Genomic DNA, 14,286 nt, shown 5'->3' on the forward strand with positions numbered 1-14,286 from the left:
ATAAACGATTTAAACAACTTTTAAAATTTTTAAATCGATTAATGATTTGATATCATTCGGGTTTTCTGGTTCTGACCCTTTAAGCCCCGGCAAGGGGCGCTCCGGAAATTCGCCTGCAAGACGCGGCAAATCGAAGAAGGGACACCCATGTTGGAAGCCGGCAAACGCAATCCCGCATGCGCGATCGATCGGATCGGCCTCCTGACAACAGGCGTGGTGCGCTACAATTTCGGCGCGGCTCACCTCTACGAGCAGGCAATCGGCCGCGGCGAGGCCCGGCTGACCGCACATGGCGCGCTTGTCGCCGAGACCGGCCAGCACACCGGCCGCTCGCCCAAGGACAAATTCGTCGTGCGCGACGAGGCGACCGCGCCGCATGTCTGGTGGGACAACAACAAGGCGATCTCGCCGGCCCAGTTCGAGGCGCTGCTTGCCGATTTTCGTGCCCATGCGGCGGACAAGGACCTTTATGTGCAGGATCTGGTCGGCGGCGCCGACGACGGATTGAAGCTGACGACCAGGGTCGTCACCGAACTGGCCTGGCACTCGCTGTTCATCCGCAATCTGCTGATCCGTCCTGAAGCCGCCGCGCTCGAGCATTTCGTACCCGAGATGACGATCATCGACCTGCCGTCGTTCCGCGCCGATCCGGCCCGCCACGGCACCCGCACCGAAACGGTGATCGCGGTCGATCTGACGCGCAAGATCGTGCTGATCGGCGGCACCTCCTATGCCGGCGAGATGAAGAAGTCGGTGTTCACCATGCTCAACTATCTGTTGCCGGAAAAGGGCGTCATGCCGATGCATTGCTCGGCCAATGAAGGCCCGGCTGGTGACGCGGCGGTTTTCTTCGGCCTGTCGGGCACCGGCAAGACGACGCTGTCGGCGGATCCGTCGCGGACATTGGTCGGCGACGACGAACACGGCTGGGGCCCGCACGGCATCTTCAATTTCGAAGGCGGCTGCTACGCCAAGACGATCAAGCTGTCGGCCGAAGCCGAGCCGGAAATCTTCGCCACCACGCGGCGCTTCGGCACGGTGCTGGAGAATGTGATCCTCGACGCCAACCGCGTGCCGGATTTCGACGACGGAAGGCTGACCGAAAACACACGCTGCGCCTATCCGCTCGATTTCATCCCCAATGCGTCGAAGAGCGGCCGCGCCGGCCACCCGAAGAACATCATCATGCTGACCGCCGACGCCTTCGGCGTCATGCCGCCGATCGCGCGGCTGACCCCGGCGCAGGCGATGTATCATTTCCTCTCCGGCTACACGGCCAAGGTGGCGGGAACCGAAAAGGGCGTCACCGAGCCCGAAGCGACGTTTTCGACCTGCTTCGGCGCGCCGTTCATGCCGCGCCACCCCAAGGAATACGGCAATCTGCTGCGCGAGCTGATCGCCCGCCACGACGTCGACTGCTGGCTGGTCAACACCGGCTGGACCGGCGGCGCCTACGGCACGGGCAAAAGGATGCCGATCAAGGCGACGCGGGCACTGCTTGCCGCCGCACTCGACGGCTCGCTGAAGGCGGCTGATTTCCGCACCGACGCCAATTTCGGTTTCGACGTGCCGGTGGCGGTTGCCGGCGTCGACAGTGCCATTCTCGATCCGCGCTCGACCTGGGCCGACAAGGCTGCCTACGACCGACAGGCGGCAAGGCTGGTCGGCATGTTCGCCGTCAACTTCGAGAAATTCGAGCCGCATGTCGACGCCAACGTTCTGGGCGCGGCGCCGCGCCTGCAGGAAGCAGCGGAATAGTCGTCCCATCCTTGAAAGGCCCGGTCTCGATCGGGCCTTTTCTTTTGTCCGCCGCCGCGCCATGACTGCGGCATGCCGATAGACGACATCATCATTGCCGACGAAGCCGTGATCCACCCGGGCGACCTGCACGAGGATTTCATCCGCTCGTCCGGGCCGGGCGGCCAGAACGTCAACAAGGTGGCAACGGCCGTGCAGTTGCGCTTCGATGCCGCCAACGCCTCAGGCCTGTCTGAGCGCGTGCGCGAGCGGACCATCAAGCTTGCCGGCCAGCGCGCCACCAAGGACGGCGTCATCGTCATCGAGGCCGGGCGCTTCCGCACGCAGGAGCAGAACCGGGCGGATGCGCGCGCACGGCTGACGGCGCTGGTCGCCAAGGCGGCCGAGCCGCCACCGCCGCCGCGCAAGAAGACGAGGCCGTCGAAAGGCGCGGTCGAGCGGCGGCTGAAGACCAAGGCCGGGCGCGGGACAATCAAGAAATTGCGCGGCCGGGTCGGCGACGACTGAGTGCGGCTCGTCTTTCCCCTCTGGTCGGAGCGGCGGAATTGAAGAACGGCAGCTTTCGGGTCGCCGTTTTTGCCTGGCGATGGCATTGTTGCCGGATGAAGCGAATGAAGCGGCCAATCTGATGCTCGTCCTGCCCAAAGGCGTTCGCCACATGCCCGGCTATCTGTCGCGCGCCATGCAGGAGGCGCTGGTCGAGGATGTGAGAAGCGTGGTGCAGGCAGCCCCTTTGTTCGTGCCCGCCATGCCGCGCACCGGCAAGGAGATGAGCGTGCGCATGACCAATTGCGGCGCGCTTGGCTGGGTCACCGACAAGGAGCACGGCTATCGCTACCAGCCGACCCATCCGGTGACTGGAACGCCGTGGCCGCCGATCCCCGAGGTGCTCCTGCAATTGTGGCGCGAGGTCTCGGCCTATCCGCAGCCGCCAGAGGCCTGCCTGGTCAATTTCTATGGGCAGGACGCCAAAATGGGCCTGCACCAGGACCGCGACGAGGTCGATTTCTCGGCGCCCGTGGTCTCCGTCTCGCTCGGCGACGATTGCCTGTTTCGGGTCGGCCAGACTACGCGCGACGGGGCGACCAAGTCATTCAGGTTGAAAAGCGGCGATGTCGTCGTGCTTGGCGGCGAGGGCCGCCTCTGCTTCCACGGCGTCGACCGCATCTATCCCTCGACCTCGGCGCTGCTGAAGAACGGCGGACGCATCAACCTGACGCTGCGGCGGGTAACGCGGGCGGTACACTAACCAATTCTACAGGTTTTTCTCATAAACGTGCCTGGGCATTGCAACGTCGGCACGGGGGCTATGACAGACAGCAGTGTAATCCTGCGTCAACTGTGGACTGTCACCAACGGAGCAATCCCGCTGGTTCGCCGGGATTCCGGCCTCTATCTGTTCATCGTCGGCTACACATTGGCCGGACTGGTTTTTCTGCATGCGATCGGCGCGGCCGACCGCAGCGCGTATTCGGTATATTTCGGGCGCTGGACCTTGCTGAACTGCGTGATGCCGTCGGCCTTCGCCATTCTTGTCGATGTGAGCCTGCTCATGCACCGCTTCGATGGCAGGCGCCGTCTGGCGGCGAAACATGTGTTTTCGACATCGCGGCTGGCATACTCGCTCTCGGGTCTATGCCTCATGATGGCGCTCATGATCTTTCAGGGCACGTTCACCTCCGTGAAAAACGGCATGCCGGTCTGGCAGGATGGCTTTTCATTCGACGTGACACATGCCGACATCGACGCCTTCCTGCATTTCGGCGCCGATCCGTGGCGCTGGCTCTACATGGTCGCTGAAAACGATTTCGTGCGGATAGCCGTCGAGTGGAATTACAACGTTTTGTGGTTCGCCCTCAATTTCGGTGCCTTGTTCTTCATCGTGACATCGCCCCGGACGGCGTCGGTTCGAACACGCTATGTCGCCTGCTTCATGGTGGTCTGGGTTGTCGTCGGCAACATCCTGGCTGGGCTGTTCCTGTCAGCCGGTCCGGCATTCTACGGTGCGGTCACGGGCGACACGGCACGATTTGGCGAACAGATGGCATTCCTGGCCCACGGCGCCGGATTCCCCAACTCCGCCGTTTCCTATCAGCAATATTTGTGGACGCTGCATGAGGCCAGGCAGACGGGTTTCGGCTCAGGCATTTCGGCCTTTCCCAGCGTGCATGTCGGCCTGGCGATGCTCAACGCCCTTTTCGTACGGGAGTACAGTCGTCGTCTCGGCGCGGTAGCGTTCGTCTATGTGGCCTTTGTCGCCGTCAGTTCGGTCTATCTGGCCTGGCACTATGCGATCGACGGCTATGCCGCCGCCGCTGTCGCGATCGTGGTCTATGCCGTGGCGCGTAAACTCGTCCCCGCGGATCGGCCCTATTTGCGGCTACCGACGCAGGACGGCCCGTCGACCGGTATCTTGAACCGCCCCGAGGCCGCGGTCACAGCTTCCTGAGCGCCACTTCCTCGATCAGGTGATTGGCGCCCTTGCGCAGGATGAGATCGGCCCGCGCTCGCGTCGGCACGATGTTCTCGCGCAGATTCTTCAGATTGATGTTGGCCCACAACCCTTCGGCAATGGCGCGTGCCGCGCTTTCCGAAAGCTGCGAATAGCGGTGGAAGAAGGAATCCGGATTGCGGAAAGCGGTCTCGCGCAGCCGCATGAAGCGGGCGATGTACCAGTGGTGGATCAGCTTCTCGTCGGCGTCGATATAGATGGCGAAGTCGAAGAAGTCCGACAGGAACGGTACGATCTTGCCGTCCTTCGGCAATTTGCCCGGCTGCAGCACGTTGATGCCTTCGAAGATCAATATGTCCGGCCGGTCGATGGTGACGAACTCGCCGGGGATGACGTCATAGGTCAAATGCGAATAGACCGGCGCGCGGACATTGCGCTGCGCCGATTTGATGCCCGACAGGAAACGCAGCAGCGCACCGACATCGTAGCTGTCGGGAAAGCCCTTGCGCTCCATCAGGTTTTCGCGGCGCAGAACCTCGTTGGGCAACAGGAAACCGTCTGTGGTGATGAGGTCGACCTTGGGGCTCGACGGCCAGCGCGCGAGCAGCTCTTTCAGCACGCGCGCCGTGGTCGACTTGCCGACGGCGACCGAACCGGCAATGCCGATGATGAACGGCGTCTTGACCACGTCCAGCGCGTTGAAGAAGACCTGACGCTGCCGGAACAAAAGCTGGCTCGACTCGACATGCGCCGACAACAGCCGCGACAGCGAAAGGTAGATGCGCTTGACCTCTTCGAGATCGACCGGGTCATTCAGCGAACGCAGCCGGTTGATTTCATCCTCGCCGAGCGTCAGCGGCGTGTCGGCGCGGAACTGCGACCATTGTTCGGCCGAGAAGAAACGAAAGGGTGAATATTTCTCGGTGGGAGCGAGCTGGTCCATCGAGTTTCCTGCCCTCCTCACCGGTCAGCGTCTCAGGACCGAGACGCCTTTTCTGCGATGCCCGAGCGCCCGGTGCGGGTTTCGAGCTCCTTGAACACGTCGCTCAGCGGAATCTCGGCGATGCCGAGAACGACGAGCCAATGATACAGAAGATCGGCACTTTCCGAAACGAGAGCTTTCTTGTCGCCCTTGACGGCGGCGATGACGGCCTCGACTGCCTCTTCGCCGAGTTTCTGCGCCGCCTTGTCCATGCCGCGCGCGAACAGCTTTGCCGTCCACGAGTCCGGATCGCCGGACTGCGCGCGTTCGCGGATGGTTTTCTCCAGGTCGGACAGCGAAAACTCAGCCATGACGCAGCCTACAGCCTTTGTGGTTTGGAATGAAACGGCGAGTCCAGGCGCATCGGCAGCCCGGCAAGCGCCATATGCGCCTTGGCTTGCGCGATCGTATAGGTACCGAAATGGAAGATCGATGCTGCCAGCACTGCCCCGGCATGGCCGTCGCGAATGCCTTCGACCATGTGGTCGAGCGTACCGACGCCGCCCGACGCGATGACCGGCGCGCGTACCGCGTCGGCGATGGTGCGGGTCAGCGCGATGTCGTAGCCGGCCTTGGTGCCGTCGCGGTCCATCGACGTCAGCAGGATCTCGCCGGCGCCGAGATCGACCATCTGCCGCGCAAACTCGACCGCGTCGATGCCGGTCTTTTCGCGGCCGCCATGGGTAAATATCTCCCAGCGGTCGGCCTCACTGGGCGCCGACACCTTCTTGGCGTCGATGGCGACGACGATGCACTGGTTGCCGAACTTGTCGGCCGCTTCGGCGACGAAATCCGGGTTTTTCACCGCCGCCGTGTTGATCGACACCTTGTCGGCGCCGGCCAGAAGCAGCTTTCTTATGTCGGCGACCTGGCGCACGCCGCCGCCAACGGTCAGCGGCATGAAGCATTGCTCGGCGGTGCGGGCGATGACGTCGAAGATGGTCTCGCGGTTGTCGGACGAAGCGGTGATGTCGAGAAAACAGAGTTCGTCGGCGCCGGCCGCGTCATAGGCCTTGGCCGCCTCCACCGGATCGCCGGCGTCGATCAGGTCGACGAAATTGACGCCCTTGACGACGCGGCCGTTCTTGACGTCGAGACAAGGGATGACGCGGGCTTTCAGCATCAGCTCTTCTCCACCGTAGCCAGCAGATCGGTCAGCAATTGGCCGACCAGCGGCGGAACATCGCCTTGCGCGTCGAACGCCGGATCATAGGCAGAGATGGTGATGCCGACGATCGGCAGCAAGCCGGCCATGCCGCAGACCGCCTGGCGCAACTGGGCCGGTCGCGGCCCGCCCGAATGCGTATAACGATTGGCCTGCAATTCGTTGGGGTCATGGACATCCAGGTCGAGATGCATATGCGTCCGCTTGACACCGGTGGCCTTCAGTCTTCCGGCCGCCTTTGCCCCGTCCGGGCATTCCGTTCGAATGACCGGCAATGTCTCCAGCAGCAGCTTTTCCGCCGGATCGAGGTCGCGGGCGTTGACCAGCACGCAGCGGGACGGATCGATCGCATGAAAGCCGGGAATGGCTTTTGCCATCGGCCGCCAGCAGAGCCCCAGAACCGTCGCCAACGCCATGCCGTCGAGGAAGCCGTAAACGGATGTCTCGGGCGTGTTGAGGTCGCCATGCTGGTCGGCCCAGATGATCGAATCGGCGTCGCCGCCGGCTACCGCGCCGGCTGATGTCAGGCAATTGCCGGCGAGCACAATGGGGAACCGGCCGCGGTCGCGAGCGATGCGCACCTCGCCGGAGACGGCGTTGCAGACGGCAAAGCCTGTTGCGATCTCGCGTTCCTGCTCATCTCCGACCTTGCCGATGTCCTCGACGGCAACGTCGTGGCCGGCCAGCGTCAGGGCTTCGACCAGCCCGCCGGATATCAGCGCGTCCGGTCCCTGGCCCATGCCGCCGTGGTAGTGACCGCTGTCATAGGAGGCCAGGATGATCGAGACTTTCACGGTCTCGCCTCCGCCATCGGCTTGCCGCGCAGGATCGTCAGGGCCTCGGCCGGATCGATGCGCCCGTCATAGAGCGCGCGGCCGGAGATCGCACCTTCGAGCTTTTGTGCATCGGGCATGGTCATGCGCACGATGTCGGCGATCGAGGCCAGGCCGCCCGAGGCGATGACCGGGATCGACACCGCTTCGGCGAGGCTGATCGTGGCATCCCAGTTGATGCCGGTCAGCACGCCGTCGCGGTCGATGTCGGTGTAGATGATAGCAGCGACACCGGCGCCCTCGAATTTCTTTGCCAGTTCGATGACGCCGAGGCTGGAGGCCTCGGCCCAACCCTCGACCGCGACTTTGCCGCCCTTGGCGTCGATGCCGACGGCGATCTTACCCGGAAACGCCTTGCAGGCCTGCCTGACCAGGTCGGGATCGCGCACCGCCACGGTGCCGAGGATGACACGAGCGAGCCCGCGGTCGAGCCAGTCCTCGATCTGCTCCAGGGTGCGGATGCCGCCGCCAAGCTGGACCGGGTTCTTCGTCGCCTTGAGGATGGCGCCGACCGCCGCGCTGTTGACGCTCTGGCCCTTGAAGGCGCCGTTGAGGTCGACGACATGCAGCCACTCGAATCCCTGGCTTTCGAAGGCTCTGGCCTGGGCTGCCGGATCGTCATTATAGATCGTCGCGGTCGCCATATCGCCGTGCTTCAGCCGCACGCACTGGCCGTCCTTGAGGTCTATGGCCGGAAAAAGGATCACGGTTCACGCCCCTTCCACAATGGCGAAATGCGACGTCGAATAAAGCCGCCGGAGTTTCAGCGCCGCCTGGTATTCGGGGGAATGGAAGCAGGCGAGTGCGACCGCGTAGCTCTCGAACTCGATGATGATGTGGCGACTGCCGGACGGCCCTTCCGGGCTCGACGACTGGCCGCCACGGGTCAGGAATTTTGCGCCGTACTTGTCGAAAGCCGCTTTGTTGGCGGCGATGTACAGCGGATAGTTTTCCGGATCGGTCACCTCGATCATCGCCATCCAGTAGCCCTTCTTGCTCATGGCTTCCACCGCAGGAAATTGGTGATGAGGGCAAGACCCAGCGCCTGGCTCTTTTCGGGATGGAACTGCGTGCCGACCAGGTTGTCGCGGGCGACGGTTGCCGTCACCGGGCCGCCATAGTCGGCGACAGCCAGCACTTCGGCCGGTTTCGTTGCATCGAGGTGGTAGGAATGCACGAAATAGGCGTGCAGCCCCTTGGGTCCGGTAAGAATGCCGGAAAATAGCGGATGCTTGCGCTCCAGGTCGATCGTGTTCCAGCCGATCTGCGGAATCTTCAGCGCCGCGTCAGTCGGCGTGATCTCCTTGACGTCGCCGGCGATCCAGCCAAAGCCTTTGGTAATGGTCTTTTCCAGGCCGCGTTCCGACATCAGCTGCATACCGACGCAGATGCCGAGGAACGGCCGCCCCTTGGCGATGGCGACCTCCTCCACCGCTTCCCACATGCCGGCGACGGCACGCAAGCCCGCCGCGCAATCGGCATAGGCGCCGACGCCGGGCAACACGATGCGATCGGCGGTGCGTACTCGTTCGGCATCGGCGGTCAGCTCGATCGCCGCGGCGATGCCGGCTTCATGCGCGGCGCGCTCGAAGGCCTTGGTGGCCGAGCGCAGATTGCCCGAACCGTAGTCGATGATGGCAACACGCATCTCAGGTCTTTCCCGGAATGTGGGTCAGCCCCAGCACCATGCCCATCTGCGCCGGGCGCGCCTGGGCGGCGTCCGGAACGATGCGATGCACCGGCGCGCCTTCATCTGACGGTGCCTCGGTTTCCAGCGCATAGCGGGTGTCGGCATCGTCGATCCCATCGGCCTCGACGACGCCCCATTGCTGCCAGCCGCGGCGGCGAAGTGCTGCAATCCGCAAACCCTGCCCCTCCAGCCCGACATAGAGCGAGACCAGCAGCGAGAGCGCCGAGCCGGCCCATTCGAGACCCAGTTTCTCGCCAAGCATCGACAGCGCGGCCATGGCGACAAAGGCCAGCGCCGCCTCGACCCACAGCCGGTGCCAGGCGAGCCATAGCGGCGTCACCAGGAAGCCGAGCCAGGAAAAGCCGTCGCGGACAAAGGTCGTATCTGCCTTTTCGCTGCGGCCCGGCGGCTCCATCACGACATAGATGGCCATGGTGCTATCCCTTCAGCGATCCCTTGGTGGAGGGCACCGCGTCCGGCTGGCGCGGGTCGGGTTCAAGGGCAGCGCGCAGCGCCCGTGCCACCGCCTTGAAGCAGGTCTCGGCGATATGGTGGTTGTTGGCGCCATAGTGATTGGTCACATGCAATGTGATGCCGGCATTCTGCGCCAGCGCCTGGAAGAATTCGCGCACCAGTTCGGTGTCGAAGGTGCCGATCTTCGGCGACGAGAAGGCAACATTCCACACCAGGAAAGGGCGGCCGGAGACATCGATCGCCGCCCGCGTCAGCGTCTCGTCCATGGCCAGATCGATCGAGGCATAGCGCATGATGCCGCGTCGTTCGCCCAGCGCCTTGCTGAGCGCCTGACCAAGCGCGATGCCGGTGTCCTCGACCGTGTGGTGGTCGTCTATGTGCAGGTCGCCCTTGGCCTTGACCGTCATGTCGATCAGCGAATGGCGCGACAGCTGGTCCAGCATATGGTCGAAGAAGCCGACGCCAGTCGCAATGTCTGACTTGCCCGAGCCGTCGACATGGACCGATACCGAGATATCGGTTTCCTTGGTCGTGCGGCTTGCTTGCGCGGAACGGGTCGGCATGACCTTGTCCTTGTCTCAGGGTTTACAGGCTTTCCAAGCCCTAAGATGCTTGAAAACGAGAGCCTTCTAGCAGCATGATCCAGCGATTGCCAGTTGCCATCCCAAGCGGTATCGAGCCCGGCGTCGAGGCCGGTTTGCAATCGCTCGACCTATGCATACATATGGCCGATCAAGTCACTCGTAACGCGCCAATCGCCTTTTGGGATGGTGCTGCTCGGAGCCCAGGAAATGTCGAATGAACTGACCATGCACGCCACGACCATCGTGACGGTGCGCAAGGGCAACAAGGTGGTGATCGCCGGCGACGGCCAGGTCAGCCTTGGCCAGACCATCATGAAAGGCAATGCACGCAAGGTGCGCCGCATCGGCAAGGGCGGCAATGTCATTGCCGGTTTCGCCGGCGCCACCGCCGACGCCTTCACTCTGCTGGAACGACTGGAAGCCAAGCTCGAACAATATCCCGACCAGCTGACGCGCGCTTGTGTCGAGCTCGCCAAGGATTGGCGCACCGACCGCTATCTGCGCCGTCTCGAAGCCATGATGCTGGTGGCCGACAAGTCGGTTTCGCTGGCGCTGACCGGCAATGGCGACGTGCTCGAGCCCGAACATGGCGTCATGGCCATCGGCTCCGGCGGCAATTATGCGCTGGCCGCGGCGCGCGCGCTGATGGACACCGACAAGGATGCCGAGGAGATCGCCCGCAAGGCGATGCAGATCGCATCCGACATCTGCGTCTACACCAACAACAATTTCGTCATCGAAACGCTCGATGCCGGTTGAGGCAGTCGTGCTCTACGATTTTCGGCCGGTAACCGAGAAGGACCTGCCGATGATTGCGGCATGGCTCGCAGAGCCGCATGTCGCGCAGTGGTGGGACGATCCCGAAACGGAAATCGCTGAGATTCGTGAGCATATCGACTCGATTTCCGTCGAACCGCTGATCGTCGAGCTCAACGGCAAGCCGATCGGCTATCTGCAGAGCTATGACCCGCATCTGGAGGACGGCCATCCCTATGCCGACCAGCCATTCGGCACGCTCGGCATCGATCTGTCGATCGGCGTGCCGGAGCTTGTCGGGGCCGGCCATGGCTCGGCCATTGTCCGCCAGTTCGTCGAGCAGCTGTTCGAGGAAGGCGCGCCGCGCGTCATCATAGACCCGCATCCCGACAATGGCCGCGCCATCCGCGCCTATGAGAAGGCCGGTTTCAGAGCCATCGATCGCAGACACTCAGAATATGGGGACGTCGTTCTGATGGCCGTCGATGCCGAAGAGGGCGACGCGGAAGAGGGGGAATGATCTGATGACGACACCGGTCAAGGACAACAACTATTCGGCCTATGATAGCTGGCGGATGGGGCTGCTGCTCGTCCTCGCTTTGATCATCTTCCAGGCCGGGGCGCTGTACGGCATGGGCCGAACGCCGATCTGCACCTGCGGCTATGTCAAACTCTGGCATGGTGTCGTGCAGAGTTCGGAGAATTCCCAGCATATTTCCGACTGGTACACCTTCTCGCACATCATCCATGGCTTCCTGTTCTATGCGCTGGCAAGGTTCCTGTTCCCGCGCTCGCCGATCGGGCTCAGGCTGGCCTTCGCCGTCCTCATCGAGGGCGGCTGGGAACTGCTCGAGAACAGCCCGTTCATCATCGACCGCTACCGCGCCGGCACCATCTCGCTGGATTACTACGGCGACTCGATCATCAATTCCGTGTCCGACACACTGGCCATGGTGCTGGGATTTGTGATGGCGCGAAGGCTACCTATATGGGTGATCGTCAGCCTCGCCATCATCTTCGAATTGGGTACCGGCTATCTCATCCGGGACAATCTGACACTCAACGTGATCATGCTGCTGCATCCGTTCGAGGCCATCAAGCAGTGGCAAAGTGGAATATAGTGACATGACGACATTTTCTCCCCGCGAAATCGTTTCGGAGCTCGATCGCTTCATCATCGGCCAGAAGGACGCCAAGCGCGCCGTGGCCATCGCCTTGCGCAACCGCTGGCGCCGCCATCAGCTTGAAGGTCAGATGCGTGAAGAGGTGATGCCGAAGAACATCCTGATGATCGGACCGACCGGCGTCGGCAAGACCGAGATTTCGCGCCGCCTGGCACGCCTGGCCGGAGCACCCTTCGTCAAGGTCGAGGCGACCAAGTTCACCGAGGTCGGCTATGTCGGCCGCGATGTCGAGCAGATCATCCGCGACCTCGTCGAGATCGCTATCGGCCTGGTGCGCGAGAAGATGCGCGAGGACGTCAAGGCGCGCGCCCACATCAATGCCGAGGAACGGGTGCTGGAAGCCCTCGTCGGCAAGACGGCGAGCCCGGCCACCCGCGACAGCTTCCGCAAGAAGTTGCGTGACGGCGAGCTGGACGACAAGGAGATCGAGGTCGAAGTGGCCGACACCGGCACTGGCGGTATGCCCGGCTTCGAGATCCCCGGCATGCCGGGCGCCAATATCGGCGTGCTCAACATCAACGACATGCTGTCGAAGGCGATGGGTGGCAAGAAGACCAAGACCCGCAAGACGACGGTCAAGGAATCCTACGCGCTGCTGGTCAACGACGAGTCCGACAAGCTGCTCGACCAGGACGAGGTGGTGCGTCGGGCGCTCGATGCGACGGAAAATGACGGCATCGTCTTCCTCGACGAGATCGACAAGATCGCCTCGCGCGAAGGCGGCATGGGCGCCGGCGTTTCGCGCGAAGGCGTGCAGCGCGACCTGCTGCCTCTGATCGAAGGCACGACGGTGGCGACCAAGTATGGACCGCTGAAGACCGACCATATCCTGTTCATCGCCTCCGGCGCCTTCCATGTCTCGAAGCCGTCCGACCTGCTGCCGGAACTGCAGGGCCGCCTGCCGATCCGCGTCGAGTTGCGGGCGCTGGAAAAGGACGATTTCGTCCGCATCCTGACCGAGACCGAGGCCAGCCTTATCAAGCAGTATATCGCGCTGATGAAGACCGAGGGCGTCGACCTGACCTTCACCGACGATGCCATCGATTCGCTTGCCGGTATTGCCGTCGACCTCAACGCCAGCGTCGAGAATATTGGCGCCAGGCGGCTGCAGACGGTGATGGAGCGGGTGCTGGACGAGATTTCCTATGATGCGCCAGACCGCAACGGCACCAGCGTCACCATCGACGCCGCCTATGTGGAAAAGCATGTCGGCGACCTCTCCAGAAACACAGATTTGTCGCGATTCATCCTTTAAAGGGCAATTCATCTTGTGAAGGGTGGGCCGGGTCGATCCCGGCGCGGGCGGCGGCACACATTGCCGGCAGGATTTGCGAAGGTGTGGCCAAATGGAAGCATCTGGCCAGCTTTCGACCTGCCGGGCCAAGGGGTCTATCGACTCCCCTTGGAGCATTACCTAGTTTGCCCCCCGACTATTTAGGCGGCGGTGCATGAAAAAACTGATCTTCGTCATTCTCGGCTTGGCGCTGGCGACAACCATGTTCGCCGCCCAGGCGGCAACCATGGTGCCGCCGGGAAACCGCAACGTCGAGCAGCCCGACATACCGGGCGCTTCCAGCCGGCGCACCCAGGCCACCAACACCACTTTCCAGGCGAAATACCGCAAGGTCTACGCGCTGCTGCAGAGCGACGCCGAATTGCGCGGCAAGATCAAGCAGGCGGCTTCCGCCTATGGCATCGACCCGATGCACATCGTCGGCGCCATCGTCGGCGAGCATACCTACAATGTCGACGCCTATGACCGGCTGCAGACCTATTACGTCAAGGCGATCTCCTATCTCTCCAGCAAGCTCTCCTTCGCCTATGACGGCGAGGACATCACCGATTTCGTGCAGCGGCCGGAATTCGCCAAATGCGCGGCCAAGTCGGACAGCTACGATCTGTGGGAATGCCGCGAGCAGGTCTGGAACCATGCCTTCCGCGGCAAGAGCGTCGGCGGCGAGAGCTTCCCCAATGACCGCTTCGGCGCCACCTTCTTCCAGCCCTATTATGCCGGCCAGACCTTTGGCCTCGGCCAGCTCAATCCGCTGACCGCGCTGCAGATGAGCGATCTCGTGCACAAGGTGTCCGGCCTGCCGAAGCTCGACGTCAGCGATCCGAACGCCGTTTACAAGACCATCATGGATCCGGACCTGACGCTGCCCTATGTCGCGGCGACGATCAAAAAATCGATCGACGCCTACAAGGGCATTGCCGGCTTCGACATCTCAGGCAATCCCGGCGTCACCTCGACGCTCTACAACATCGGCAATCCCGAGCAGCACGCCTATGAGCTGAAGCTCGAGAACGACAGGCGCCGCGCCGCCGGCGAGCCGGTGAAGCTGCCCGAGGAGAATTATTACGGCTGGCTGGTCAACGACAAACTGTCCGAGCTCAAGGCGCTGTTCTAA

18 protein-coding genes are annotated in these 14,286 nt (G+C 62.8%); 9 read left to right on the plus strand and 9 right to left on the minus strand.

Annotated features, from left to right (window positions below; translation table 11 throughout):
* Positions 1-147 precede the first annotated feature (147 nt).
* The 4 genes from AC1DXU_RS17790 to AC1DXU_RS17805 all read left to right on the plus strand — a co-directional run bounded on the left by AC1DXU_RS17790 (position 148) and on the right by AC1DXU_RS17805 (position 4,207).
* Positions 148-1,758 (plus strand): phosphoenolpyruvate carboxykinase, encoded by a 1,611-nt coding sequence (locus AC1DXU_RS17790; RefSeq protein ID WP_477370893.1) that lies wholly within the window; start codon positions 148-150, stop codon positions 1,756-1,758.
* Positions 1,759-1,830: 72 nt separating this feature from the next.
* Positions 1,831-2,265, plus strand: coding sequence for an alternative ribosome rescue aminoacyl-tRNA hydrolase ArfB (arfB, locus tag AC1DXU_RS17795; protein ID WP_477370896.1), 435 nt, complete (start codon positions 1,831-1,833; stop codon positions 2,263-2,265).
* Between the two features lie 121 nt (positions 2,266-2,386).
* Entirely contained in the window at positions 2,387-3,007 is a 621-nt protein-coding gene (locus tag AC1DXU_RS17800; RefSeq protein ID WP_477371589.1) for an alpha-ketoglutarate-dependent dioxygenase AlkB family protein, read from the plus strand.
* A 60-nt stretch (positions 3,008-3,067) separates the two neighbouring features.
* Complete coding sequence (locus AC1DXU_RS17805; RefSeq protein WP_477370899.1) at positions 3,068-4,207, plus strand: phosphatase PAP2 family protein; 1,140 nt, start codon at positions 3,068-3,070, stop codon at positions 4,205-4,207.
* Here the strand turns inward: AC1DXU_RS17805 and coaA are convergent.
* The 9 genes from coaA to hisB are packed head-to-tail and all read right to left on the minus strand — an operon-like array spanning position 4,194 to position 9,917.
* Positions 4,194-5,153, minus strand: coding sequence for a type I pantothenate kinase (coaA, locus tag AC1DXU_RS17810; protein WP_477310787.1), 960 nt, complete (start codon positions 5,151-5,153; stop codon positions 4,194-4,196). The genes AC1DXU_RS17805 and coaA overlap by 14 nt on opposite strands.
* Positions 5,154-5,185: 32 nt before the next feature.
* Complete coding sequence (locus tag AC1DXU_RS17815) at positions 5,186-5,503, minus strand: phosphoribosyl-ATP diphosphatase (protein WP_477370902.1); 318 nt, start codon at positions 5,501-5,503, stop codon at positions 5,186-5,188.
* Positions 5,504-5,511: 8 nt separating this feature from the next.
* Complete coding sequence (hisF, locus tag AC1DXU_RS17820; protein ID WP_477371591.1) at positions 5,512-6,318, minus strand: imidazole glycerol phosphate synthase subunit HisF; 807 nt, start codon at positions 6,316-6,318, stop codon at positions 5,512-5,514.
* Positions 6,315-7,151, minus strand: a complete 837-nt coding sequence (locus tag AC1DXU_RS17825) for an arginase family protein (protein ID WP_477310791.1) — start codon at positions 7,149-7,151, stop codon at positions 6,315-6,317. Before AC1DXU_RS17825 ends, hisF begins: the two co-directional genes overlap by 4 nt.
* Entirely contained in the window at positions 7,148-7,897 is a 750-nt protein-coding gene (hisA, locus tag AC1DXU_RS17830; RefSeq protein ID WP_477370905.1) for a 1-(5-phosphoribosyl)-5-[(5-phosphoribosylamino)methylideneamino]imidazole-4-carboxamide isomerase, read from the minus strand. The genes AC1DXU_RS17825 and hisA overlap by 4 nt, the downstream gene beginning before the upstream one ends.
* 3 nt (positions 7,898-7,900) lie before the next feature.
* Positions 7,901-8,191 carry a DUF1330 domain-containing protein gene (locus AC1DXU_RS17835; protein WP_477310795.1) on the minus strand — a complete coding sequence of 97 codons (291 nt, stop codon included), beginning with the start codon at positions 8,189-8,191 and terminating at the stop codon, positions 7,901-7,903.
* Entirely contained in the window at positions 8,188-8,838 is a 651-nt protein-coding gene (gene hisH, locus AC1DXU_RS17840) for an imidazole glycerol phosphate synthase subunit HisH (protein WP_477310797.1), read from the minus strand. Before hisH ends, AC1DXU_RS17835 begins: the two co-directional genes overlap by 4 nt.
* 1 nt (position 8,839) lies before the next feature.
* Positions 8,840-9,313, minus strand: coding sequence for a DUF2628 domain-containing protein (locus tag AC1DXU_RS17845; RefSeq protein ID WP_477310799.1), 474 nt, complete (start codon positions 9,311-9,313; stop codon positions 8,840-8,842).
* Between the two features lie 4 nt (positions 9,314-9,317).
* On the minus strand, positions 9,318-9,917 hold the full coding sequence (hisB, locus tag AC1DXU_RS17850; RefSeq protein ID WP_477370908.1) for an imidazoleglycerol-phosphate dehydratase HisB: 600 nt from the start codon (positions 9,915-9,917) through the stop codon (positions 9,318-9,320).
* Positions 9,918-10,145: 228 nt separating this feature from the next.
* On the opposite strand from hisB, the gene hslV reads away from it, so the two are divergent.
* The 5 genes from hslV (at position 10,146) to AC1DXU_RS17875 (ending at position 14,286) form a co-directional block, all read left to right on the plus strand.
* Positions 10,146-10,697, plus strand: a complete 552-nt coding sequence (gene hslV / locus AC1DXU_RS17855) for an ATP-dependent protease subunit HslV (RefSeq protein WP_477370910.1) — start codon at positions 10,146-10,148, stop codon at positions 10,695-10,697.
* Complete coding sequence (locus AC1DXU_RS17860) at positions 10,687-11,214, plus strand: GNAT family N-acetyltransferase (protein WP_477370913.1); 528 nt, start codon at positions 10,687-10,689, stop codon at positions 11,212-11,214. The genes hslV and AC1DXU_RS17860 overlap by 11 nt, the downstream gene beginning before the upstream one ends.
* A gap of 4 nt (positions 11,215-11,218) precedes the next feature.
* On the plus strand, positions 11,219-11,815 hold the full coding sequence (locus AC1DXU_RS17865; RefSeq protein ID WP_477370916.1) for a DUF2585 domain-containing protein: 597 nt from the start codon (positions 11,219-11,221) through the stop codon (positions 11,813-11,815).
* A gap of 4 nt (positions 11,816-11,819) precedes the next feature.
* Positions 11,820-13,133 carry an ATP-dependent protease ATPase subunit HslU gene (gene hslU, locus AC1DXU_RS17870; RefSeq protein WP_477370919.1) on the plus strand — a complete coding sequence of 438 codons (1,314 nt, stop codon included), beginning with the start codon at positions 11,820-11,822 and terminating at the stop codon, positions 13,131-13,133.
* A gap of 193 nt (positions 13,134-13,326) precedes the next feature.
* Positions 13,327-14,286: a DUF1402 family protein gene (locus AC1DXU_RS17875; protein WP_477370922.1), complete on the plus strand. Its 960-nt coding sequence runs from the start codon at positions 13,327-13,329 to the stop codon at positions 14,284-14,286.

The organism is Mesorhizobium sp. P3_A10, from assembly GCF_056403175.1.

What these genes read in the sequence shown, in the direction of transcription:
- AC1DXU_RS17790 (WP_477370893.1), top strand. Translation starts at nt 148, where the DNA reads ATGTTGGAAGCCGGCAAACGCAATCCCGCATGCGCGATCGATCGGATC.
- arfB (WP_477370896.1), top strand. Translation starts at nt 1,831, where the DNA reads ATGCCGATAGACGACATCATCATTGCCGACGAAGCCGTGATCCACCCG.
- AC1DXU_RS17800 (WP_477371589.1), top strand. Translation starts at nt 2,387, where the DNA reads ATGCTCGTCCTGCCCAAAGGCGTTCGCCACATGCCCGGCTATCTGTCG.
- AC1DXU_RS17805 (WP_477370899.1), top strand. Translation starts at nt 3,068, where the DNA reads ATGACAGACAGCAGTGTAATCCTGCGTCAACTGTGGACTGTCACCAAC.
- coaA (WP_477310787.1), bottom strand. Translation starts at nt 5,153, where the DNA reads ATGGACCAGCTCGCTCCCACCGAGAAATATTCACCCTTTCGTTTCTTC.
- AC1DXU_RS17815 (WP_477370902.1), bottom strand. Translation starts at nt 5,503, where the DNA reads ATGGCTGAGTTTTCGCTGTCCGACCTGGAGAAAACCATCCGCGAACGC.
- AC1DXU_RS17835 (WP_477310795.1), bottom strand. Translation starts at nt 8,191, where the DNA reads ATGAGCAAGAAGGGCTACTGGATGGCGATGATCGAGGTGACCGATCCG.
- hisH (WP_477310797.1), bottom strand. Translation starts at nt 8,838, where the DNA reads ATGCGTGTTGCCATCATCGACTACGGTTCGGGCAATCTGCGCTCGGCC.
- AC1DXU_RS17845 (WP_477310799.1), bottom strand. Translation starts at nt 9,313, where the DNA reads ATGGCCATCTATGTCGTGATGGAGCCGCCGGGCCGCAGCGAAAAGGCA.
- hisB (WP_477370908.1), bottom strand. Translation starts at nt 9,917, where the DNA reads ATGCCGACCCGTTCCGCGCAAGCAAGCCGCACGACCAAGGAAACCGAT.
- hslV (WP_477370910.1), top strand. Translation starts at nt 10,146, where the DNA reads ATGTCGAATGAACTGACCATGCACGCCACGACCATCGTGACGGTGCGC.
- AC1DXU_RS17860 (WP_477370913.1), top strand. Translation starts at nt 10,687, where the DNA reads ATGCCGGTTGAGGCAGTCGTGCTCTACGATTTTCGGCCGGTAACCGAG.
- AC1DXU_RS17865 (WP_477370916.1), top strand. Translation starts at nt 11,219, where the DNA reads ATGACGACACCGGTCAAGGACAACAACTATTCGGCCTATGATAGCTGG.
- hslU (WP_477370919.1), top strand. Translation starts at nt 11,820, where the DNA reads ATGACGACATTTTCTCCCCGCGAAATCGTTTCGGAGCTCGATCGCTTC.
- AC1DXU_RS17875 (WP_477370922.1), top strand. Translation starts at nt 13,327, where the DNA reads ATGAAAAAACTGATCTTCGTCATTCTCGGCTTGGCGCTGGCGACAACC.